The 22665-nt window shown below is 60.2% G+C and carries 17 protein-coding genes; 6 read left to right on the plus strand and 11 right to left on the minus strand.

All coding sequences use genetic code 11. The features are described 5' to 3' along the window. Positions 1-457: 457 nt before the first annotated feature. From BN1724_RS02255 to BN1724_RS02300, 10 genes are all read right to left on the minus strand, one after another. Entirely contained in the window at positions 458-3160 is a 2703-nt protein-coding gene (locus BN1724_RS02255) for a S8 family serine peptidase (protein WP_084252681.1), read from the minus strand. 152 nt (positions 3161-3312) lie between these two features. Continuing rightward, entirely contained in the window at positions 3313-4266 is a 954-nt protein-coding gene (locus BN1724_RS02260; RefSeq protein ID WP_084253079.1) for a shikimate dehydrogenase family protein, read from the minus strand. Positions 4267-4383: 117 nt separating this feature from the next. After that, positions 4384-6285: an endolytic transglycosylase MltG gene (mltG, locus tag BN1724_RS02265; RefSeq protein WP_058234054.1), complete on the minus strand. Its 1902-nt coding sequence runs from the start codon at positions 6283-6285 to the stop codon at positions 4384-4386. Next, positions 6282-6827 carry a Holliday junction resolvase RuvX gene (gene ruvX / locus BN1724_RS02270; protein WP_084252682.1) on the minus strand — a complete coding sequence of 182 codons (546 nt, stop codon included), beginning with the start codon at positions 6825-6827 and terminating at the stop codon, positions 6282-6284. Before ruvX ends, mltG begins: the two co-directional genes overlap by 4 nt. Beyond that, a complete protein-coding gene (gene alaS, locus BN1724_RS02275) occupies positions 6824-9511 on the minus strand; it encodes an alanine--tRNA ligase (RefSeq protein ID WP_058234055.1) in 2688 nt (895 codons plus the stop codon). Before alaS ends, ruvX begins: the two co-directional genes overlap by 4 nt. A gap of 266 nt (positions 9512-9777) precedes the next feature. Next, on the minus strand, positions 9778-10404 hold the full coding sequence (gene rpsD, locus BN1724_RS02280) for a 30S ribosomal protein S4 (protein ID WP_058234056.1): 627 nt from the start codon (positions 10402-10404) through the stop codon (positions 9778-9780). Between the two features lie 224 nt (positions 10405-10628). After that, positions 10629-12020: a replication-associated recombination protein A gene (locus tag BN1724_RS02285; protein ID WP_058234057.1), complete on the minus strand. Its 1392-nt coding sequence runs from the start codon at positions 12018-12020 to the stop codon at positions 10629-10631. 4 nt (positions 12021-12024) lie between these two features. Next, positions 12025-13140: a quinone-dependent dihydroorotate dehydrogenase gene (locus tag BN1724_RS02290; protein ID WP_058235705.1), complete on the minus strand. Its 1116-nt coding sequence runs from the start codon at positions 13138-13140 to the stop codon at positions 12025-12027. Between the two features lie 23 nt (positions 13141-13163). Then, positions 13164-13637, minus strand: a complete 474-nt coding sequence (locus tag BN1724_RS02295; RefSeq protein WP_331709442.1) for a hypothetical protein — start codon at positions 13635-13637, stop codon at positions 13164-13166. Next, positions 13637-14005 (minus strand): hypothetical protein, encoded by a 369-nt coding sequence (locus tag BN1724_RS02300; protein ID WP_231928131.1) that lies wholly within the window; start codon positions 14003-14005, stop codon positions 13637-13639. The genes BN1724_RS02295 and BN1724_RS02300 overlap by 1 nt, the downstream gene beginning before the upstream one ends. Positions 14006-14177: 172 nt before the next feature. Here BN1724_RS02300 and BN1724_RS02305 point away from each other — a divergent pair, with 172 nt between their 5' ends. From BN1724_RS02305 to BN1724_RS02330, 6 genes are all read left to right on the plus strand, one after another. Then, positions 14178-15662, plus strand: coding sequence for a leucyl aminopeptidase (locus BN1724_RS02305; RefSeq protein ID WP_058234059.1), 1485 nt, complete (start codon positions 14178-14180; stop codon positions 15660-15662). 264 nt (positions 15663-15926) lie between these two features. Further along, the gene (gene lpdA, locus BN1724_RS02310) at positions 15927-17333 is read left to right on the plus strand and encodes a dihydrolipoyl dehydrogenase (RefSeq protein ID WP_058234060.1); all 1407 of its coding nucleotides are present in this window, start codon (positions 15927-15929) and stop codon (positions 17331-17333) included. Positions 17334-17362: 29 nt separating this feature from the next. Next, positions 17363-19120: a 2-oxoglutarate dehydrogenase, E2 component, dihydrolipoamide succinyltransferase gene (gene sucB, locus BN1724_RS02315; RefSeq protein ID WP_058234061.1), complete on the plus strand. Its 1758-nt coding sequence runs from the start codon at positions 17363-17365 to the stop codon at positions 19118-19120. Positions 19121-19512: 392 nt separating this feature from the next. Beyond that, positions 19513-20211, plus strand: coding sequence for a lipoyl(octanoyl) transferase LipB (gene lipB, locus BN1724_RS02320; RefSeq protein WP_058235707.1), 699 nt, complete (start codon positions 19513-19515; stop codon positions 20209-20211). Between the two features lie 87 nt (positions 20212-20298). Further along, entirely contained in the window at positions 20299-21321 is a 1023-nt protein-coding gene (gene lipA / locus BN1724_RS02325) for a lipoyl synthase (protein ID WP_058234062.1), read from the plus strand. Positions 21322-21329: 8 nt separating this feature from the next. After that, complete coding sequence (locus tag BN1724_RS02330) at positions 21330-22058, plus strand: DUF4191 domain-containing protein (protein WP_058234063.1); 729 nt, start codon at positions 21330-21332, stop codon at positions 22056-22058. Positions 22059-22188: 130 nt separating this feature from the next. On the opposite strand, the gene BN1724_RS02335 is transcribed toward BN1724_RS02330, so the two are convergent. After that, the gene (locus tag BN1724_RS02335; protein WP_058234064.1) at positions 22189-22626 is read right to left on the minus strand and encodes an RDD family protein; all 438 of its coding nucleotides are present in this window, start codon (positions 22624-22626) and stop codon (positions 22189-22191) included. Positions 22627-22665: the final 39 nt, after the last annotated feature.

Here is a 22665-nt window from a genome sequence, read left to right on the forward strand (position 1 = left end):
GCTCTGCACCCAGAGGGGGCGTGGGAGGTATACATCACGTCGCAGAGCGTATCGCTTAGTCTGATCGCTGTGTTCTTTGTGTCCCATCAAAATATTATGCGCTCTTTGCGTCGTTAAGTTAACTGGTTTGGGTTAAATATTTAGGTCCGTAGCGCAATAACTGGTTCTTCTATTAATGGTGGGATGCCATAGTGGGCAGGCCCGCATAAACGGGCCGGTTTCAAGGGCGAATGAAATGTATGCCGCCGCGACCCTTTTATATGAAGGACCAGAGCAGTCCCAAAGCGCTCCCCCCCCCCCCCCCCCCCCCCCCCCCCCCACCCAAACAAAACCCGGCCCGAGACGGATCTTTGATCTCGCCTCGGGCCGGGCAACTAATTTGTGTGCTGGACTAGCTCAGAGCAGTTCCGAAACTAGCTAGCTTCGAGTTGTACCATCGTGCGGGAAGGTCAGCACTTCACCACTTCACCGTGAAGACCGGGGAATCCCAGGTCTCGTAGTGGGCAGGGTTGCGGGGATCGCCAAGTGCTTTGAGAATCTTCACCTGCATGATGTAGTTGCCGGACGGCACGCGGGTGCCACGCTGGCTGCCAGGAACGCGGAGCACGCCATCCCATCCGGTGACGGTCTGGTCCTTGCTGCGGCCGAGATCCTTGCCGTAGGCAGCGGATGCATTGGTGGGGCCAACCCGCTTACCCTTGGTGCCGTCGCTCTTAGCCTCGTAGATGTCCATCCAAACTTCAGAGACTGGGTAGTCGAGACGGATCACGCTGTACGGAACATCCGCACCCTTCATCGAATAGGTGCGCTTCTCACCCTTCTGGACGAGGGCAAGCTTGTTGTTAGGGCCGGCGAAGCCAAGAGCCGGGAGGCCGATGCCTCCGTCAGTGAGAACCTTCACGGCCTGGTAGTCGCCGGATATACCCGCGAACGGAACCACGTATTCCTCTTTATCGGAGGTGGCGGTGAGCCAGCCACCGTGGATAACGCCGTTACGACCGAAGTTCTCGGTGATGGTGACCTGGACCGTCTTGCTGGAACCGGCTGGCACGCTCACCTTCTGCTCAGAGAACTTCACTCGGGCTTCAGCTTTGAGGAATTCTTGGTTAGCGGTAGGACCGCCGGTGGCCACCGCGAACTTCGCGCCGAGATTATAGGTGCGCTCGGTCTTGCCGCGGTTGGTGATCGTCAGCTTCTTAGTGACCGGTCCCCGCTCTCCCTCACCGAGAGAGATCTGCGGATCAGAGATGGACGTGGTCGAGGTGACCGCGTGTTCAACGTTTAGCAGACCAGCACCTTGGCGCTGAACCGGCTCAAACATTCCCTGATTGGGACGGCGAGACCAGGTCAGCGGAGTGGCATTGTTCTGCATCGCCGTACGAATCTGTTCCGGGGTCAGTTTCGGATTGGCCTGCAGCATCAAAGCGGCCGCACCAGCGACGTGCGGGGTTGCCATTGAGGTACCCGACATGGAGCCGTGTCCGCCCAGCTCCAGAGGAAGAGTAGACCAGATGCTCCCACCCGGTGCTGAAACGCTCGGGTTCAGTTCCAGGTCGGCGGACAGGCCGTACGAGGAGAACGCTGAGACGAGCCCGGCCGTGGGATTTGGCTCGATAATGGTGTCCTTTTCCCAGGTCGCGGTCACTGGCGCTTTAGCGTCAGCAATGGCTTTGTTGAGCAGGAGACCATCGGCTTGGGTGATTCCGATAACGGGAATGTTGATGCGGACCGAACCGGCGACATCTGCGTTGAGGGTTCCCTCGGTGTTGTTGTAGATCACCACGCCGGCGTAGCCCTTTTGCTGGGCGGCAAGCGCCTTGTCGTGGAATCCGCATTCACCGCGCTTGACCAGCAGTGTCTGGCCCTTAGCGGTCGGGGCAGGGATCTTGTCCGCGGAGCATGCGAGCACCGGAGCACCGGACTCGCTCGCATCCGGGCCTGCGCTGACCAGGGTCATTTTCCCTGAGGTCGGAGGCTTCGGAGCATTTCCAGCCACGGCGTAGGCGATCTTTCGTCCGCCGGGGCCGGTGATGTACGAAGTGTGGTAATGGGTGTTATCCACTGAACCAACAGAAATCACCTTGTGTGCGACGGCGGGTGCACCGGCGGAGAAACCACCGTAGAGACCGTCATTGCCTTCGGCGACCACGACAACGACGCCGGAGTCCACGAGATCATTGGCTGCAACCGCGGTCGGGTAGGACGGCCAGGTCATGAAGGACGCGCCCAGAGACATGTTGATGACGTCCATGCCATCGGCGGCTGCACGGTCCATCGCCTGCATGATGATGTCAGTCGACGAGGGTCCGTTGCATCCAAAGATGCGGTAGGCGCCGAACGTGACATCGGGTGCGACCCCGGTCACTTTACCCTTGGCTCCGACAATCCCCGCGACATGGGTTCCGTGACCTCCGCAGTCATCGGGGTAGGCATCGGGGACGGGAGTGGGGCTCCCGTGTTCACCGCTGGAGTCGTACCTATCACCAACGAAGTCGTAGCCGACCTTCACCCGAGTATTCGGGAAATCGGCTTTTTGGTTATTAACCCCTGAACCACCAAGATCAGGGTTGTTGTAGTCGACCCCGGAGTCCACAATGCCTACTTTGATGCCCTTACCGGTCAGACCGAGCTTGTTCCGGGCTATATCAACACCGGTCATGGCATCAGCATGGACATCTTTGGGTGTGGTGCCAGCGACTGGCTTGGGTTGATCAACTTGGTAGACCGGGAAAACGGCGCGTACGCCGGGGACACCTTTAAGCTTGGCGACGTCTTTTTCATCCATCTGCACAGCCATGCCGTTCCACGCATGGCTGTACTTCTTTTCCACGGTGAGGTCGACGCCAGCCTTCTTTGCAGCGGTCTCGACTGACTTTTTACTGGAGTCGGCAGCTTTTTCACTTCCACCGTGGACGGTGGGTGAACCGTCCACCTGGACCAGATAGCGACCGGGTACCTCGGGCTGGGTCACGGTGTGACGGCCAAGATCAGCCTGTTTGATGGGTCCTTGATCGGAGGTTGAATCGAGCGTGGAGGTGTTGTCCGCGCTGGCTGACGGAAGCCCGATTGAGGTGATGAGGCCAGCGGCCAGCGCTGCCGAACAGAGGCTTGCGGCCACGGTGCGCATAGGGCGGGGATGGCTCTTGGGTCTAAACAACATAGATAAAGACTCCTCGAGGAGGGGAATTAGGGTGCGATTCGCACGCGAACCGTATCTCGAATTACAACACGAGATGCCAATCACAAGCACACCAGTTAGCGAACTACGTTATTACAAATAGATAACGAGTTAAATTGTCTCGTTTTTTGCCACTAGGCTTGTCGCCGTTGAAGTTCTTGTGTTAAGGCGCATCGCATCGCATCAAGCGGGGCCTGAAGGATTCCCAGCATGGACTCAATCTGGCGAGCTGCTTGATGCAAAAGCATGTCGGCGCCGCCCGCCACCGGAATCCCCCGCTCCCCGAGTGCCGCCGCAATCGGTGCGGGCCACGGATTGTAAAGACAATCCAAAGCCGCGATGGGTTGACGCTGGATATCGTCGGGCTGATTTGCTGCCAGCCACTCGGACACTACTCGAGCACCTTCGCGCGGGATCGTGGAGATCAAGACGTCGCAATCCAGGGCGCGTCCGATTGTCCACGGTGCAAGCTGTTCAGTCCATGCCTGTATCCCCCATGATGTGCACAAGTCAGCAAGCTGGCGAGCAGCCACCACGTTTCTCGCGACCACTCGCAGATGTGTCACGCCAAGCTCCCAGCATGCCAAAGCAGCCGAGGTTGCCGTCGCACCTGAGCCGATAATGGTGGCGCACCGTTGCGAAAACTCGAATTCAGCAGGAGGTACCTGTAGAAGCCGCGCTTTATCGCTGTCAATCGTGTCGTGATTGTCCGGGAAAAGCATTGGCGATAGCGCGGCAACAATACCGAACACATCGTGGTTCTCACAGTGCCAGCCATCGCCGCGGCGAATCAACGTATTGGCGATGCCGAGCGTATAGCTGACCTCATCGTGCGAATCTGCGAGAGCATACGCTTCTGCTTTCAGCGGCATCGTCACACTGAGCCCCCGCAGCGACGTCGGGGCAGCTGCAAGATAGGCCGCAAGCTCACCCTGGTCGATGCGAGCCCGATCGTATCGGGCATCCTCAACCCCGAGGGCGCGGTATGCAGCGCGGTGTAGCACTGGAGACAGCGAATGCTCAATCGGCGACCCCACAACCAAAAAGTTTCGGGTGTGCTCTGGGACGCGCGCAGCGAAGGCAGTCATCTCCGTTCGACAGGCCATATGGCAATCCCTTCTCGCCGCGAGCCTCACATCTGAGCCGCCGGCCACCCGGTGCCAAAACCTACTGCCCTGGCACCGGGAACCTGCTGGCTTGAAAACCTACCGCCGCTGCTTTGAATTAAACCATTGCTTCCACTGCTCAACGTATTGATCGTGCTCAGCTTTCGTGCTCGCAAACTTGGTTTCCCCGGTGTCGGTATTGACCGTCACCCAGTACAGCCAAGGCCCTGCCGGAGGATTGAGCGCAGCATCAATCGTTTGCTCACCCGGATTTGAAATCGGGCCGATTGGAAGCCCCGGTCGGTTGTAGGTGTTGTAAGGACTCTTACTGGCGCGTTCCGCAGGGGTCGTGCTGACCACCTTTTTCCCGGTAATGTACGCGACCGTTGAATCCATCTGAAGATTCATAGGTCGTCCAGAAGCCTCACCTACACCCGCGAGGCGGTTATCAATCACCCGCACAACCTTGCCGTAGTCCTCAGGTGAACGCGCTTCCTTCTCGGCAATGGAAGCCAATGTGAGAACCCGGTGCCATTCAGACTGCGGAACCTTCTTCTCCGTCAACGTGTCTTTCGTCCGATTGACCATCATCGTCAGGATGTCTTTAGCGGTGGCCTTATCGGGAAGGTCATATGTTGAGGGGAACAGGTAGCCTTCCGCGCTATTTGCCGGGTTGTCTGGGACGCCAATCGACTTATAGTCCTTAGCGGCGGCTTCAAACTCGGCTTCGGGAATGCCTGTCGCTTTGCTAAGACGCGGGAACATTTCCGTCATCCGCAAGCCTTCAGGGATCGTGACCCTGTGGGCGACATTAGCCGGATCCAATAGGGCATCCAACGCCTCTCGGCTGCTCATATGCTGCTTCAGCTTGTAGGTGCCCGGCTGGATCTTCGCGGCTTCTGGGGTCGCAGTAAACAGCGTGACGAACGGCGCCGATGAGGCGATGACTTCCTGTTTCACAAGATTCTTCGCAATATCGGAGCCCGATTCCCCGCGCTTAATTTCAAAGCGAACCTCACCGGTACCCGGCCCCGGATAATCGGTAGGTTCATCGGAGATAGATATCGATCCCTTAAGTGCTTGGTACCCGTAGTACAGGCCAACACCGCCACCCAACAACACGATGATAACCAGCAGTGCCGGAAGGAATGAGCGCAGGCACCCGCTCTCCCGATGCTTCTCTTCGGTCCCAGAACCAAGCTGAAGAATCTCATGCTCATCGTGATGATCCGAATGCTCATCGTCAGCGATATCTATGCGATCAGGGGTCGCAGGTTCCTCTGAAATCGTGTGAGCGCTTACTTCTCTCGGCGCGGTTTCCGCATCGAGACTGTGGCGATGATCCGCCTGCGGATCAACGGGAGGAAAGACTGTTAATGTGTCCGGCTCTGGACTTGAGGGAGATGCCACTGCTGCTGAAGCTCGCTCGCTAGCCGTGGACCTGATCGCGGGATCAGGTGAAGCTGGCGATACTGGCGAGGCGTTGGCAGCGTTAGTCGGCGATGCAAGGCGGCTGGTGGTTCTTGGGAACACGCCCGGTGAGGAATCCGGAGACAGTGCGCTCTGTGGGACCGGTGTCAGGGCCAGGGTGGCGTCATCATCGTGATCGCGACGACCCGCTTCTGTGCGGGTGGGGGCAGAATCAGGTGTGGCAGGTGTGGGATCTGCTGGTTCTGCCGGGGTGGGCGTAAGTGCAACCTGGTCTACGCGCGCGGCATATGCGGCATCGACGCTCTCGTTTGTGGCAGCAGATCTTTGATGTGCGGGCGTCCCATCGTCATCGTGGGGCTGGATTCTCGCATTGCGTCTAGAGGACGGGCGCAATGGGACCTGTTGGTTCTCCTGCTGGTGAGGAGGATCAAGGTGCCCAAGTGAAAGCTCGGCAGAGTGAACCGGACCAGTCCGTGCTGGACCATCAGCACGTCGCCGCCCGTGGCGACGAACACTGCGTCCAGGCTGCTGACGCGTGGGGTCCCCACCGTTTGATGCAATGTCGTTCATCGTGTCGCACCTCCGGATTCACCGGCAGCGACAAATATTTCGCCCGGTGAGGTTCCCGTCGACCGTTCCTGGTCGAGGGCCTGTTGAAGAATCATGACTGCGGCAACCTGGTCGACCACCTCTCGATGCCTCCGGCCCTTTCGACCGGACCGGTGCAACGCCTGATGAGCCGAGGTGGTGGTGAAGCGCTCATCAACCAGCCGGATCTCCGTGTGCAGACCGTGCTGAGTCAACTCGCGCGTCAGTTCCTCGCAAAAAACCTGCACTTTCTGCGCAGCAGGGCCGAGCCCCCCGTCCAGTCGGCGCGGTAGTCCGACCATGATGACACGGACGCTCTCCTCCGCAGCGCACGCTGCGATCTGGGCCGGTGCCTCAGCCCGAGCAAGCGTCTCCACCGGTGTGGCGAGCAGGCCGTCTGGATCGCTGCGGGCAAAACCCACCCGGACATCACCCACATCGACCCCGAGCCGGATATGGCGCGTTCTCGACGTTGCGGTGTGAGCATCCCAAGCGGTGGGATCCGCTGCCTCGCCGCCGGTCATTGGCCCCCCGCCTGGAGGAGCGCACGCACTGACTTCAGCGCTTCGCCGCGGCGCTCGGGATCACCGCCACCGCCCTGGGCCATATCGTCCTTGCCGCCACCGCGTCCACCCATAGCCTGCGCCGCAGATTTCAGCACAACACCTGCTCGCCATGAGGCTTCACGCGCGGACGAGTTTGTTGCCACGACCAAGGCCGCTTTCCCGGCATCGCTTCCCACCACGGCAACGACACCCGGGGTATCGTCACCGAGTCGAGCCCGCAGATCCAAGGTGAGCGTTCGCAGATCGGCTGCTGCAATGCCGTCGCCCGCATCATAGGCAATCAGCCGGACCCCGTTAAGGTCTTCAACGGACTGCGCAATCGAGGCAGCCTGAGCTTGGAGCTGAGCGCTGCGCAACGCCGCCAGTTCCTTCTCGGTCTCTTTAAGACGGGTCGTGAGCGCCTGGATACGCTCAGGGAGATCATCGCTAGAGACCTTGAGCAGGTCCGCTAGTTGGGAGACCAGGGCATGTTCCTTTGCCTGGAACCGACGAGCGGTCAAACCCACCAGCGCATCGACACGACGCACCCCCGATCCGATGGACGACTCGCCCAGCAGCTGAACAGTTCCCAAGTGACCGGTGCTGGCTACGTGGGTGCCACCGCAAAGCTCACGGGACCAGTCTCCACCGATGGAGACGACACGGACGATGTTGCCGTACTTTTCGCCAAACAGGGCCTGTGCGCCCAGTGCCCGTGCCTGGTCGATAGGCATCTGCTGGTCTGTGATGTCGAGGTTTTGGACGAGCAGTGAATTCACTCGGCCCTCGACCTGCTCGAGAGAGCTCTTGGGAACTTGGGCTCCGTACCGGAAGTCAAAGCGCATGCGTCCGGGCGAGTTCTCGCTACCGGCCTGAGTGGCTCCATCTCCCAGCTCCTCACGCAGAGCTTGATGCACCATATGGGTGGCCGTGTGGGCGCGGGCAATTGCGCCGCGACGCTCCACGTCGATGGTGGCTACGCCCGGTGCGCCAGGGGTCAAGGTTCCTTCAACCAAACGTCCGCGGTGCACGCTAAGGCCCTTCACCGGAGCCTGCACATCATCAACCTCAATTAAGGCGCCGTCCGCCAGGGAGATCCTCCCCTGGTCAGCAAGCTGGCCGCCCATTTCGGCGTAGAACGGGGTGCGATCCAGCACGAGTTCCACGGCGGCTGGGGCCTCAACCCGGTCCACCAGGCGCCCATCCACGAGCACAGACTGGACCACCACATCAGCACTGCTATCGGTGTAGCCAAGGAACGTCGTCGGTTGGCCGAGGTCACCCAGGATGCGGTTGTACACGGCGGTATCCGTGTGACCGGATTTCTTCGCCATCGCATCAGCCCGAGCCCGTTCCCGCTGCTGCGACATCGCGGTGCGGAATCCCTCCTCATCCACCGCGAGCCCGACTTCCTGGGCCATTTCCAAGGTCAGGTCGATGGGGAATCCGTAGGTGTCATGCAGTTTGAACGCATCCGAACCAGACAGCACAGTGCCACCGCCCTTGCGCACACTGCCGGAAACCTGGTCGAAAATTGCGGTGCCCGCGGTGAGAGTGCGGCGGAAGGCGTCTTCTTCGCTGTAGACCACGTCTTGAATCCGGTCGAACTCGTGTTCCAACACCGGATACGAGTCGGCCATCACACCCTTAGAGATCGGCAAAAGCTCCGGCATCGAAGGCTGGTCATACCCCAGCAGTCGCATGGAACGCACCGCGCGTCGGATCAACCGACGCAAAACGTAGCCACGCCCCTCGTTGCTGGGACGAACCCCATCCCCTACCAGCATCAATGCGCTGCGCACATGATCAGCCACCACCCGCATGCGGATATCGGTAAGCTCATCGCCCGCGTTGTAACGGTGCCCGGTCAACTGCTGCGCATGCTCGATGACGGGGAACACCTGATCCGTCTCGTACATGTTGTTTTTGCCCTGTAAAAGGAACGCAACTCGCTCAATCCCAAGACCCGTATCAATCGCTTTCTGCTCGAGTTCACCGAGCAGCGGATAGTTTTTACCGGATCCTTCACCGCGCAGAAACTGGTCGAACACGAGATTCCAGATTTCCAGATAGCGGTCACCGCCGGGGTCAACAGTTCCACCCACAGCCTCCGGGCCGAACTCGGGGCCACGGTCGTAGTGCCATTCTGCGCAGCATCCGGCTGGGCCAGGCTGGCCGGTATCCCAGAAGTTCTCTTCTTTAGGCAGTTGGACAATATGTGCCGGGTCGAGGCCGATCACCTTCGTGAGGTGGTGGTAGGACTCCTGATCTTGGTCCCAGAGTGTCACCCACAAACGGTCGCCTTCCAGTCCGAAACCACCGGCATCACGTGAGCCGGTGATCAGCTCCCACGCAAAGTCGATCGCCCCTTCTTTGAAGTAGTCACCGAAGGAGAAGTTCCCTGCCATTTGGAAAAACGTGCCGTGGCGGGTAGTTTTCCCGACATTTTCGATGTCGTTCGTGCGAATGCACTTTTGCACGCTTGCCATGCGGGGTGACGGTGCCTTTTCACGTCCCACGATGTAGGGAATGAACGGAACCATGCCCGCGATGGTGAAAAGGATCGACGGATCGGGTGAGACGAGCGAGACGCTCGGGGCGATCTCGTGCTGCCGAGCCGCAAAGTGATCGAGGAACCTCGTGCGGACCTCAGAGCAGCGCATAGGGGTGTCCTTTCCATCAGCGCACGGACTTCGTGCGCTCGGTCGTGGGCTATGAGCAGTTGGTTATACACGGCTTCGCCGCAAGGCTTATGCCCGGGCGTGTGTTTGCGTGCTGCACCAAAAGCTCATCACATTGTCCAGGGAGATCGTGCCGACGCAAAGACCCCGGCGGGGTACAAGGTACTCCTACCGGGGTCTGCGCCAATGTGAGCCGAACCCGGAATCCTCGGATAAGACTCAAATACGGATGGTCTAAAGTGACCGAATCAGCGAGCGTAGTACTCAACGACCAGCGCAACTTCACAGGTCACGGGGACCTCGGAGCGCTTGGGACGGTTCACCAGCTCAGCCTTGAGCTCATCGAGCTCAACGCGCAGGTACGACGGAAGGGTCGGGAGAACGTCGCGATGCGCACCGGAGGCGGCGATCTGGAACGGCTCCATGGCCTGGCTCTTCGGCTTGATCTGGATCGTCTGACCCGGCTTTACGCGGAACGAGGGACGGTCCACGAGCTTGCCGTCCACCAGCACGTGGCGGTGGGTGACGGCCTGACGCGCCTGGAGCATGGTGCGCGCAAATCCGGCACGCATCACGAGCGAGTCCAAACGCATTTCCAGCAGCTCGACCAGGCTCTCACCGGTCAGGCCAGCTTCCTTACGGGCATCCAGGTAGGCGCGGTGAAGCTGCTTCTCACGCAGGGCGTACTGCGCACGCAGACGCTGCTTCTCACGCAGACGGATGGCGTAGTCAGACTCGGTACGACGACGAGCACGGCCATGCTCACCTGGCGGGTAAGGCCGCTTCTCGAAGTACTTTACAGACTTCGGGGTCAGCGCCAGGCCGAGTGCACGGGAAAGACGCGCCTGACGACGCGCACGGGTGACGTTGGTCACGAATAACCTCTTTTTCGACAGTGTGAATCCTATAAGGCAGCCGCGGATTCAACAGCCAAGAATAGCCGCCACGTAACCGGGCCTCAACTGGGCGAAGGGGCGCGGCCCAGAAAACTCGTGTGCAATCAGTCACCACGGCGCACAATGTCCATGATCGGGCGGGAGATCACGAGGTGCTCATAGCTACTACTGGTCATTGTCGCGGCGCAGTATTCACGACCCTGCTATGTAGAACTGCCCGGTCCTCGAACAATTTTCCGCAGCGCGGGGAGCCTGCGGGAAATATCCCTTTCCTTCCCACGATCACTGGGCTGGTAATAGTCGACCCCGACAAGATCATCTGGGGGATATTGCTGAGTGGCAATGGCATGCGGGCAATCGTGAGCGTAGCGGTAATCCTTGCCGTGGCCGAGATCTTTTGCCCCGCGGTAATGGGCATCGCGCAAGGCAGGCGGCACCGGTCCGCCGCGCCCTGCCCGAACATCCGACACAGCGCGTTCCAAAGCCATATAGGCGGCATTAGATTTGGGGGCGGTCGCAATGTGCACAACTGCTTGAGCCAAGGTGATCCGAGCTTCCGGCATCCCTAGGAACTGGACGGCATGGGCCGCAGCCACAGCCGTTTGCAGCGCTGAGGGGTCCGCCATCGACACCTCTTCACTCGCCGCGATCAAGATCCGTCTGGCAATAAACCGCGGATCCTCCCCCGCCTCAATCATGCGGGCCAGATAGTGCAGGGCAGCATCCACGTCGCTGCCTCGCATTGATTTAATAAAAGCGCTCACCACGTCGTAATGCTGATCGCCATCTCGGTCGTAACGCAGAGCAGCACGATTAATCGCTTGCGCAAGTGTGTCGGTGTCGATCCGACGATCACCCCGATCGATAGCTGCTCCAGCTGCCACTTCCAGCGACGTCAAAATCTTTCGGGCATCTCCTGAGCCGAGCCTCAACAGCTCCTCTCGGGCGTCATCGGTCAGCTCAACCTCCCCAGCAAGACCCCGTTCATCGGACAACGCTCGATCAACGAGAGTCGTGAGGTCCTCCACGCTGAGGGATTCCAGCGTGAGCAGAATCGAGCGGGAGAGCAGAGGAGAAATCACAGAAAAATGCGGGTTTTCGGTGGTGGCCGCAATCAGGGTCACCCACCGGTTCTCCACGCTGGGGAGAAGTGCATCCTGCTGAGATTTGGAAAAGCGATGGACCTCATCAACAAATAACACGGTCTCTCGCCCGGTGGTGCGCAGGCGTGAACGCGCTGAATCCACCACGTCGCGAACTTCTTTCACCCCGGCTAGAACAGCCGATAGCTCCACGAACTCGCGGTCGCTAGACCGGGCGATCACGTACGCCAACGTCGTCTTGCCCGTTCCCGGCGGCCCCCACAAAATTACCGACGAGGGAACAGTCCGGCCATCAACCTCACCGGACGTTACCAGTCGCCGCAACGGCGAGGCCGGGGCGAGAGCCGCCCGTTGACCAACCACTTCCTCCAGGCTGCGAGGTCGCATCCGCACAGCCAGCGGGGGCCGGTGCGCCGTCGAATCCGCAAGGGTATGCACACCGGATGGCAGGCTGGCGTCCCGATCGGCTGCGGTGAAGAGGTCCTCGTCCACGCTGTCAGGCTACTGCGCGCGCAAGCGCCCGGGCGATCCGACCAGGCCACGACGGACCCTCGTAAATCAATCCGGTGTATCCCTGAACCAGATCAGCCCCCGCCTCTAGACGTTTTGTGACCTGCTCAGGAGTTTCAACCCCTCCTACGCTGATCAGAGTGAGGTCCTGCCCAACATGATTGCGCAGCATGGTCAGCAGGTGCTCCGACCGTGAGGCAAGCACCGGACCCGATAAACCACCCGCACCAATCTCTTCAATCCGATGGCGTTCCTCAAGCAGGGACCGCGGACGAGAAATGGTGGTGTTGGCCGCGATTACCCCGGCTAAGCCGAGTTCGCGTGCGAGATCAGCGATCTCCAACACATCTCGGTCATGTAAGTCCGGAGCAATTTTCACGAACACCGGAACATCGCGGCCGGAGGGACCCACCCCACGTGCCTGTTCCATCACCGCGAGCAAAATCTCACGCAACTGGTCAATAGCTTGGAGCTCGCGCAAACCTGGGGTGTTCGGTGAGGACACATTGACAGCGAGATAAGACGCATACGGGGCGAGCAGACGCGCACTGGTTGCGTAGTCTTCGGCGGCGCGATCCAGCGCAGTCACCTTCGACTTGCCGATATTGACTCCGACCACAGCCTCACGACCGCGTGGACTGCGCCGAAGCTCCGCCAAGCGCTTGGCGACAACCCGAGCTCCGTCATTGTTAAAACCCATCCGGTTAATCAGTGCGCGGTCTCCAACCAGACGAAATGCGCGCGGCTTCGGATTGCCTGGCTGAGGTTGTGCGGTGATCGTCCCTACTTCTACATGTCCAAAACCGATCGCCATCAGAGCTGGGATGACCTGAGCATCCTTATCAAACCCTGCACCGAGTCCAAATCGAGATTGCACGGTCATGCCCGCGACTTTCACTGATGGCGGAACTGGTCCCCGTCCAAAGATGCTTCGTAAAACTGCTAGTCCTCCGGGAATGCACTGCACGAGGCGCAGCGCATCAACCGTGAGGTGGTGTGCACGTTCAGGGTCGATCTTGGTGATGGCAACGCGAAATAGCCACGGGTAGAAGGCCGAGGCACGCGATGTGGAACCTGAGGTGCCGGATGGGTTGTGGGACATGTCGCGGGAAGGGGTGCGGGACATTAAGAATCCTCAACGGTTGCGGTGGGGGCTTCGCTATGGCGAGGGTGGTTGCTGGCGTTTCGGCGGCTGAGGTAGACGATGGCGACGACAGGAAGTATCAGCGGAACAAAACCGTAGCCGATGCCGTATAGGGACCAGACTGTGGCGTCGGGAAATAGGTCGGGATCCAGCAGCGTTAGCGTCCCCACCGTCACCACGCCAATCAGTTCGATAATGCACACCAGCCGTGCTGCACGTGAGGGTCCTCGCCGACCTGCCAGTAGCACCGTTGCCGCGATATAGGTCAGGGCCGCCGCGAGAGATAACAGATACGCCACGGGGGCCCGGTCAAAGTCCCTCAGCATTTGAACGGCGGATCGCGCACTGGCCGCAAGAGCGAACACTCCGTAGACCGAAATCAGTAAGGTGGCAAAGCCGCGGCCAGGCTGCCGCACAGAGGTCGCAGGAGTCAGATTGTCGCCCTCGGTCATCATCAGGAAAACCCTCCCGGCCAGATCTGAGGAAGTCTAAGTTCTAAAACAGCGAGCACCAGCGCCGCTACCCCAATGGATGCGCTTCCCCAGCGAGTCCTCTCGATGATTGACAGGTAGCCCGCCCCAAGCGGAAGCGCTAGACCCGTGAGTAAATAGCCGTACAGGGTGATCGGATCGGACATGGGTGTGCCCGTAGCATGCTGAACAGCCAGCACCGCACATTCTGCAAACCAAACCAATTCCATCAGCGTCGCAGCCCCTAAAAGCACTAGGTCGCTGCGCAGGTTCTTCACGGTGTAGAGCACGGCAAGCGCCGCCGTTCCAAGACTAATCACCCACACCGCGACGGTCAGAACGCTCGTCAGCACGGTATGAGTCCTCTCGGTTAAAGTAAGCCAGCGCGCCATCACAATTCCTCGGCAGCGTATGGGCGCAGTGCGCTGCGCGATGCAGGCGGATATCAAGCACACCCTACCTAAAAGCCGGAGCGCTACACGGGGTATCCAGTCAGGTAGGCCAGGCCTCGCCTACGATAAGGGCATGACTCAGCTCACCGTCACTACATCCTCTGTTGCCTCTGTCGCCACCGACGTGCTCATCCTTCCTGTGCTTACCGACCCCAAAGGCAAGACCGGAGGACAGGTGCTTGGCCCCAAAGCAATCCAAGGGGCTGTGAAAGGTCTCGGCGTACGTGGCACGGCCGAAGAAATTCACCGGATTCCTAGCTACGGCATCGTCTCAGCGCCCGCCATTGTGCTGGTGGGTCTCGGCGCATCCGATGTGCACGATGTCAGTGAAGAAGACCTCCGCAGAGCGTTTGGAGCCGCAACCCGGTCCCTGAGTGGTTCCGGCTTCACCTCGGCAGCAGTCGCTGTTCCCGGTGGAACTCCGGAGCAGCATGTTGCCGCGGCTGAGGGTGCAGTCCTCGGTGCTTATGCGTTTACGGTCTACCGCAGCCAGGATGCGGACTCGCAGCAGCCCGTTGGCCGGATTGAGGTTGTGGCTCCGGCAAAGCGCGGCGCTAAAGCTCTCAAGTTGGAGATCGAACGCTCCGCCGTGCTCGCTGATGGAGTCCATCTAGTTCGCAACTTGGTCAACATTCCACCGAATCTGCTCTACCCGGAATCATTTGCCGAACGTGCACGTCAAGAGGCCGGAAAGCTTCCCATTAAGGTGACCGTTCTGGATGAAAACGCTCTGAGCAAGGGCGGCTATGGCGGCATTTTGGGTGTTGGTCAGGGGTCATCGCGTCCCCCTCGCCTGGTTCGACTGGACTATTCGCCGCGTAAAGCGCAGCGCCACGTCGCCATTGTGGGCAAGGGCATCACGTTCGACACCGGTGGTATTTCCATTAAGCCCGCCGCGGGGATGGACGAGATGACCTCGGATATGGCCGGGGCCGCCACCGCCCTGGCGACGGTGGTCACCGCTGCCCGTCTGGCCCTGCCCGTGCATGTCACCGTCTATCTCGCAATTGCAGAGAACATGCCCGACGGCAATGCCCAGCGTCCCGGTGACGTCGTAACAATGCGCAATGGCAAGACTGTAGAGGTTCTCAACACCGATGCTGAAGGCCGCATGGTGATGGCCGACGCACTGTGCGATGCGGTGGCGGATGGTCCCGACCTCGTTCTCGATATCGCCACCCTCACCGGTGCCGCCGTGATCGCGCTCGGCAGCCGAACCGCAGCGGTGATGGGTACCCAGGATGGTCGGGACGCGGTCATGGCCGCCGCCAACCTCAGTGGCGAACCGTTCTGGCCGCTGCCGTTCCCCTCCGAGCTGCGCTCTCAAATCAAGGGCCGGGTTGCCGATCTGTCGAACATCGGCAAGCGCCCCGGAGGCGCTCTCAGCGCCGGGGTGTTCCTGTCTGAATTTGTTGGCGATACGACCTGGGCGCATGTGGACATCGCCGGTCCGGCTTTCGGTGACGCACCCCACGGGTACACCCCCAAGGGGGCAACCGGATTCGCATTGCGGACCCTCATCGCACTCCTGGAAAACGCGGGCGCCGACGCTAAATGACCTGGATCCGGGCTGGGATGCACTACTTGCGTTCCAGCCCGGCTCGGGCGTCTTGGGATGACGGCGCGTTCTCATTTCCGTCGCCATCATCTTCAGCCTTACCACAGGTAGAGTCCCGGGCTGCTTGTTGCGGACGTTAGGATGGGGTAAGTGGCCGAACCGCCTTACCGGCTTGCCGCGCCCGGTTTCCCTTCTGAACCGTCGTGTGCGCACGCCCGGCGCCGGCCACAGCACGATTCGACGAATGCGCTAGGGAGCTCACACGTGGCAGACACATCCACCGACCAGACGTACGACATCGTGATCCTGGGAGGCGGCAGCGGCGGCTATGCAGCGGCTCTGCGTGGCGCCCAGCTGGGAATGTCAGTCGCGCTAGTGGAAAAGGACAAGCTCGGCGGAACCTGCCTCCACCGTGGCTGCGTCCCGACCAAGGCGCTGCTGCACGTAGCTGAAGTTGCCGACTCCGCCCGCGAAGGTTCTTCCGTAGGCGTGAAGTCCTCCTTCGACGGCATTGATATGGACGGTGTAGCGGCATTTAAGAACGGCATTGTCGCCCGCCTGTTCAAGGGATTGCAGGGGCTCGTGAAGTCCCGAAAAGTTACCTATATCCAGGGAACTGGCCGCTTGAGCGGCAAAGACACCATCACGGTTGAAACCGATGAAGGCACCAAAGTTCTCAAAGGTAAGAACATTGTGCTTGCCTCTGGATCGTTTTCAAAGACTCTGCCTGGCCTCGAACTCGGCGGACGAATCATTGACTCCGAGGCAGCCTTGGCCCTTACCGAGGTTCCTAAAAACCCGATCATTCTCGGCGGTGGCGTGATTGGCGTTGAATTCGCCAGTGTATGGAAGTCATTCGGTGCTGAATCCGTGACCATTGTGGAAGGCCTCCCCCACCTGGCCCCCAACGAAGACGAGGCCCTGTCCAAGGCCCTTGAACGCGCTTTTAAGAAGCGTGGCATTAAGTTCTCACTCGGCACCTTCTTTGACAAGGCAGAGCAAACCGATTCCGGTGTCAAAGTGACTCTGGTTGATGGCAGGACGTTTGAAGGTGACGTGTTGCTGGTCGCCGTCGGGCGCGGCCCCAACACTCAGGGCCTGGGCTACGAAGAACAGGGCATCGCGATGGATCGCGGTTTCGTTCTGGCCGATAAGCAGACTCTTCAGACTAATATCCCCGGCATTTACGCGGTTGGCGACATTGTGCCCGGTCTGCAACTTGCGCACCGCGGATTCCAGCAGGGAATTTTCGTTGCCGAGCGCATCGCGGGTATGAACCCGGCCCCAATTGTGGAATCCAATATCCCGCGCGTCACCTACTGCGAACCGGAACTCGGTTCAGTTGGTCTCACCGAGAAGCAGGCGAAAGAATCTCTCGGCGAGGACAAGGTGGAAACCTACGAGTACAACCTCGGCGGCAACGGTAAATCCCAGATCCTCGAAACCACGGGCTTCATCAAGCTCGTGCGTGAAAAGGACGGTCCTGTCGTTGGCATCCACATGGTGGGTAAGCGACTGTCGGAGCAGATCGGTGAAGCTCAGCTCATCGTGAGCTGGGAAGCCTACCCCGAGGACGTCGCTTCCTTGATCCACGCCCACCCCACGCAGAACGAAGCGATGGGTGAGGCACACCTTGCGCTTGCCGGTAAGCCCCTGCACGCTCATTCCTGACCTCGGCTGTAAACGAAGGAGACCATCTCATGTCCGAATCTGTGAAGATGCCGGCACTCGGCGAATCCGTGACCGAGGGCACCGTGACCCGCTGGCTCAAGGAAGTTGGCGACACGGTCGAGGTTGACGAACCGCTGCTGGAAGTCTCGACCGACAAGGTCGACACCGAAATCCCCTCCCCGGTCGCAGGAACGCTTCAGAAGATCCTCGTCCAGGAAGACGAAGACGCTGAGGTCGGCGCTGAACTCGCCATTATTGGCGAGGGTGCGGCACCAGCCGATAGTCCTGCCGATGCGCCCGCGCAGCCTGCTAAGGAGTCCGCTCCTGCCGCTGAAACCCCCGCTGCTCAGGCTGATAACGCCCAGACCCCGGCTGCTGCTGCGCCTAGCGATGGTTCGGCTGGCGGTTCCGGCCAGGACGTCACTATGCCGGCACTCGGCGAATCCGTGACCGAGGGCACCGTGACCCGCTGGCTCAAGGAAGTTGGCGACACTGTCGAGGTTGACGAACCGCTGCTGGAAGTCTCGACCGACAAGGTCGACACCGAAATCCCCTCCCCGGTCGCAGGAACGCTGCTGAAGATCGTGGTGGAGGAAGACACTGAGGCCGAGGTGGGCTCCGTGCTCGCTGTCATCGGGGATGCTTCGCAGGTCGCCTCAGCCCCCGCCGAGCCCGCTCCGGCTGCATCCGCTGCAGCTGAGCCTGCGCCGTCCGCTCCGGCTGAAACTCCGCAGCCAGCACCCCAGACTCCGCAGGCCCCAGCTCAGCTCGAGGCTCCCGCAGCGCCTGCTGCTCCGGCTCCGAAGGCCGCTGAGGCAGTGTCCGGTTCATCCTCGGATGCGCCCGGCTATGTCACCCCCCTCGTGCGCAAGCTGGCCTCCAGCGCAGGCATCGACCTGGCATCTGTGAAGGGCACCGGCATTGGCGGCCGCATTCGCAAGCAAGATGTGCAAGCGGCCATCGACGAGAAGGAGGCCCAGAAGGCCGCCGCCTCGGCATCCGCCGCGACCTCGGCACCCGCCGATACCGGATCGTCCCCGGCGAAAGCACCGGCTATTGCCGAGGTGTCGCCGCTACGCGGAACCGAAGAAAAGATGTCCCGTCTGCGCAAGATCGTGGCGTCGCGCATGGTTGAGTCCCTGCAGACCCAGGCGCAGCTGACCACTGCGGTCGAGGTCGATATGACCAGGATCGCAAATCTGCGGGCGAAGGCGAAAGATGCGTTCGCTGCCCGTGAAGGCGCCAAACTCACCTTCCTGCCGTTCATCATGCAGGCCACGGTGGAGGCGCTGAAGGCTCACCCGAAGCTGAACGCTGAAATCTCCGGAGACATGGTCAAGTACCACGGTTCGGAGAACATTGGCATGGCTGCGGATACTGAGCGTGGCCTGGTGGTTCCCGTCATCAAGAATGCGGGCGATCTGAACCTCGCGGGATTGGCCCGTCAGATTGGTGAGCTGGGCGGCAAGGCGAAGGCTAATAAGCTCGGCCCGGACGACCTGCAGGGTGCAACCTTCACGATTACCAACACCGGTTCCGGCGGCGCGCTGTGGGATACCCCGATTGTTCCGAACCCCCAGGTCGGCATCCTCGGCTGCGGCACCATCGTCAAGCGCCCCGCGGTCATCAAGACTGAGGAAGGCGAAGTCATCGCGATTCGCTCGATGATGTACCTCTTCTTGTCGTATGACCATCGCCTGGTTGACGGTGGCGACGCGGCGCGCTTCTTGACCACTGTCAAGCGCCGCTTGGAAGAAGGACGTTTCGAGGGAGAGCTCGGCCTGTAAACTCGCTGTCACCACACCTCTAGTAGGTGTTGCTAGTGACAGTAGGTATTGCTCGTGACATCGACGGGCCCGGCAAGTGCATCGCGTGCTGCCGGGCCCGTTTCTGCTCGAACCGAGCGCTTCAGCACTCCCGAATGGGCAGCGGATACCCGGGGTTGGTGACCTGAATAGAGCCAGCGCAGGGCGTCTAGAGTCCGGTCGCGTATATCGAGCCTTGATGCTGCGTATCCGGGTACAGGAATGGACTCTTGGCACATGGTGTGCCCGGTCGGAACGTCGTGCCAGGTCACAGGAATCGAGGCTAGGTATACCCATAGTGTCCGGTCCCACAGGTGCGCGGACTCACCCTGTCAGCTGTTATGTCAACGGCACAGCAGTTCTACGATGGAACCATGCTCGATATCGTCCGACTCGGATTCAGTTCACCGCTACCCGGTGGTGACCGCCATGAGGAGTACGGGCTTGCGCCAGGCCCGGTGCCCTATGAGGTGGCCTGGGATATCCAACGGCGCGTGCACGATGAGGTTGTCGCTGGGGATCGACCCAACACGCTTATTCTTCTTGAGCACGAACCGGTATTTACCGCGGGCCGTCGCACTGAGCCTCATGAACGGCCCTTCGATGGCACCCCGGTAGTGGATGTTGATCGCGGTGGCAAAATCACCTGGCACGGACCACGTCAACTGGTCGGCTATCCGATTGTTCGCCTCCCCGCACCGATTGACGTGGTTGGTTTCGTGCGCGGAATCGAACAGGCACTCATCCGCACCTGTGGGCGTTTAGGACTTGAAACCGAACGGGTAGATGGCCGCAGTGGCGTGTGGGTGTGTCGCCCAGGTGAGACAGACCGGAAGATCGCCGCCATCGGTTTGCGGGTCTCGCGCCGCGTTGTGACTCATGGATTCGCTTTAAACTGTGCGAATGACCTCAGCTGGGCACAGCAAATTATTCCGTGCGGCATCACCGATGCAGGCGTTACCAGCTTGAGCGCCGAGTGCGCAAAGACGATTGATGTTCCCGATGTCATCGATATTGCCGAAGAAGAAATGCGCGAGATGATTGTGCGGTACACGGCTCCTCGTGACCAGTAGATCATCGCCCATATCTTCTAGAACATCCGCCGTATCCGCGACAGCGGTAGACTGACCCAGCCGCAGCAACGTGAAGGAGACCAGGCAGTGACCATCGCCCCGGAGGGCCGTAAGCTCCTACGTGTCGAGGCACGCAATGCTGAGGTTCCCATCGAACGTAAGCCCGACTGGATTAAAACCCGGGCCGTGATGGGTCCTGAGTACTCGGACATGAAAAAACGGGTCCATGGACGTGGCCTGCACACCGTGTGCGAGGAAGCCGGATGCCCCAACATTTTTGAATGCTGGGAGGATCGCGAAGCGACCTTCTTGATTGGCGGGGACACGTGCACCCGTCGCTGCGACTTCTGCGATATTGCGACCGGTAAGCCGCAGGTATTGGATCGGGCCGAACCGCTTAAGGTGGCCGGATCCATCCGAGAGATGGGGCTTCGCTACGCCACGGTCACCGGTGTTGCCCGCGACGATCTTCCCGACGGAGCAGCTTGGCTATTTGCTGAAACCTGCCGACAGATTCGCGCCGTCAGTCCCGGAACCGGTGTTGAGCTTCTGGTCGACGACATCAAAGGTAATGTCGATGCGCTTCAGCAAATATTCGACGCGGCACCCGAAGTGTTCGCCCACAACCTCGAAACTGTTCCGCGTATCTTCAAACGCATCCGGCCAGCCTTCCGGTTCGAGCGTTCGTTGGGCGTGATCCGCACTGCGAAGGATTCGGGCATGGTGACGAAGTCGAATCTGATTCTCGGGATGGGCGAGGAATACGACGAGATTATTGAGACCATGCGTGCTCTGCACGAGTCGGGATGCGACATTCTCACCATCACTCAGTATCTTCGCCCGTCAAAGTTGCACCACCCGATCGATCGATGGGTCAAGCCCGAAGAATTCCTCGAGCTGTCCCGCATCGCGAAAGACGAGATCGGCTTCTTAGGCGTGATGGCTGGCCCGATGGTCCGCTCCTCCTATCGCGCGGGCCGACTCTGGGCACAGGCTATGACCGCGCTTGGCAGGCCCATCCCCGACCATCTCGCCCATTTAAACCAATCCACTCCAGCCCACCAGGAAGCAGCGAGCGTTATTGCTCGTCGCACCAAAAATCCCCGTTGAGGACACCGATGGCCGCTAAAAAGACCGACAAGACCTCCTCTTCCGCAGATCAGAAGAAGCCTAAGAAAAAGGGCCGTCTGAAGCAGATCGTGGAAGTACTTCGCTTTACCCAGAAAGCGGATCGTTCCACGGTGCCGATTATGATCGCCGTGCTGCTCGGCGCCATCATCATCGGGGTCATCATCGGCCTGATCATCAACCACCCCTACTACGTGGGCTTTGTGGGACTGCTCTTTGGCATTCTCGGCGCCATGTTTGTTTTGGCGCGCAAAGCAGAAGCTGCTGCCTACGCTCAGATCAAGGGCCAAAAGGGGGCGGCCCTGGCGGCCATGCAATCCATCCGGCGGGGCTGGAACATTGAGGATGAGCCATGCCAGATTGACCCGCGCAGCCAAGACATGATCTTCCGTGCGAGCGGCCGCGCAGGCATTGCGTTGGTGGGTGAAGGCTCGTCCAACCGGGTGAAGCGTCTGATGGATAAGGAAGAAACCCGGCTTAGTCGGCTGCTTCCAAATGTGCCTATTCATCGGATCACCATGGGTGACGGCGACGGCGAGATTCCGCTGCACAAAATTGCTAGTCGGCTTCAGCGCAAGCGGGGCGTGCTCACGAAACAGGAAGCCGCTGAGGTTGCCCGCCGTCTGCACGCCATGCCGGGCCCGATCCGCCAGGCTATCCCTAAGGGTGTTGATCCCATGCGGGTCCGCCCCAACCGCAAAGCGCTTCGCGGTCGCTGATCGACCTCGGTTGGGCGTGATTCGCGTCGGCCAGGCAGCCCAGTATCCGCTGACCCGCTTTGGCCAGCCCGAACGCACTCTCCCCAGCACACGCTGTTTCGAGCGCGCCACCGCAGTAGCGATGGCGCGCTCATTGCGCTTTAATCACCGCGGTTCCCGCCACGAAGTCGTGCCCAGCTTGGCGATCGCGAGTCCAGATCAAGAGCGGGACTACCAGCATGAGCAAAGCGGTGCGCACTAGAGCACGCATAATCATCGGCCAGCGCTTGCGGACAGGAAGCACCCTGAGCCCTAAGACGAACTGACCGATGGTCGCGCCAAACAAGGTCAGCATCACAATATTGATGCTCACAAACAGAACCCAGATAGACAGCGCCGAATAACCGAAGAACAGATATGAGGTCACGGCCGCCAGAGCGTAATCAATGATGAGACTGAGCGCTCGACGCCCTCGCCCCGCCACCGAGCCTGGACCAGCAGCGGGTAAACCGAATGCGCTGCCGGGCACATAGGTTTCATCGCGAGGCGGCCCTTCGAGCCATGAACCGAGATCTTTGCGTTCCACCACGAGCGCACACTATGTGGAACGGCCGACATCCGCAACGTG

This window comes from Devriesea agamarum, from assembly GCF_900070355.1.
GTDB classification, from domain to species: domain Bacteria; phylum Actinomycetota; class Actinomycetes; order Actinomycetales; family Dermabacteraceae; genus Devriesea; species Devriesea agamarum.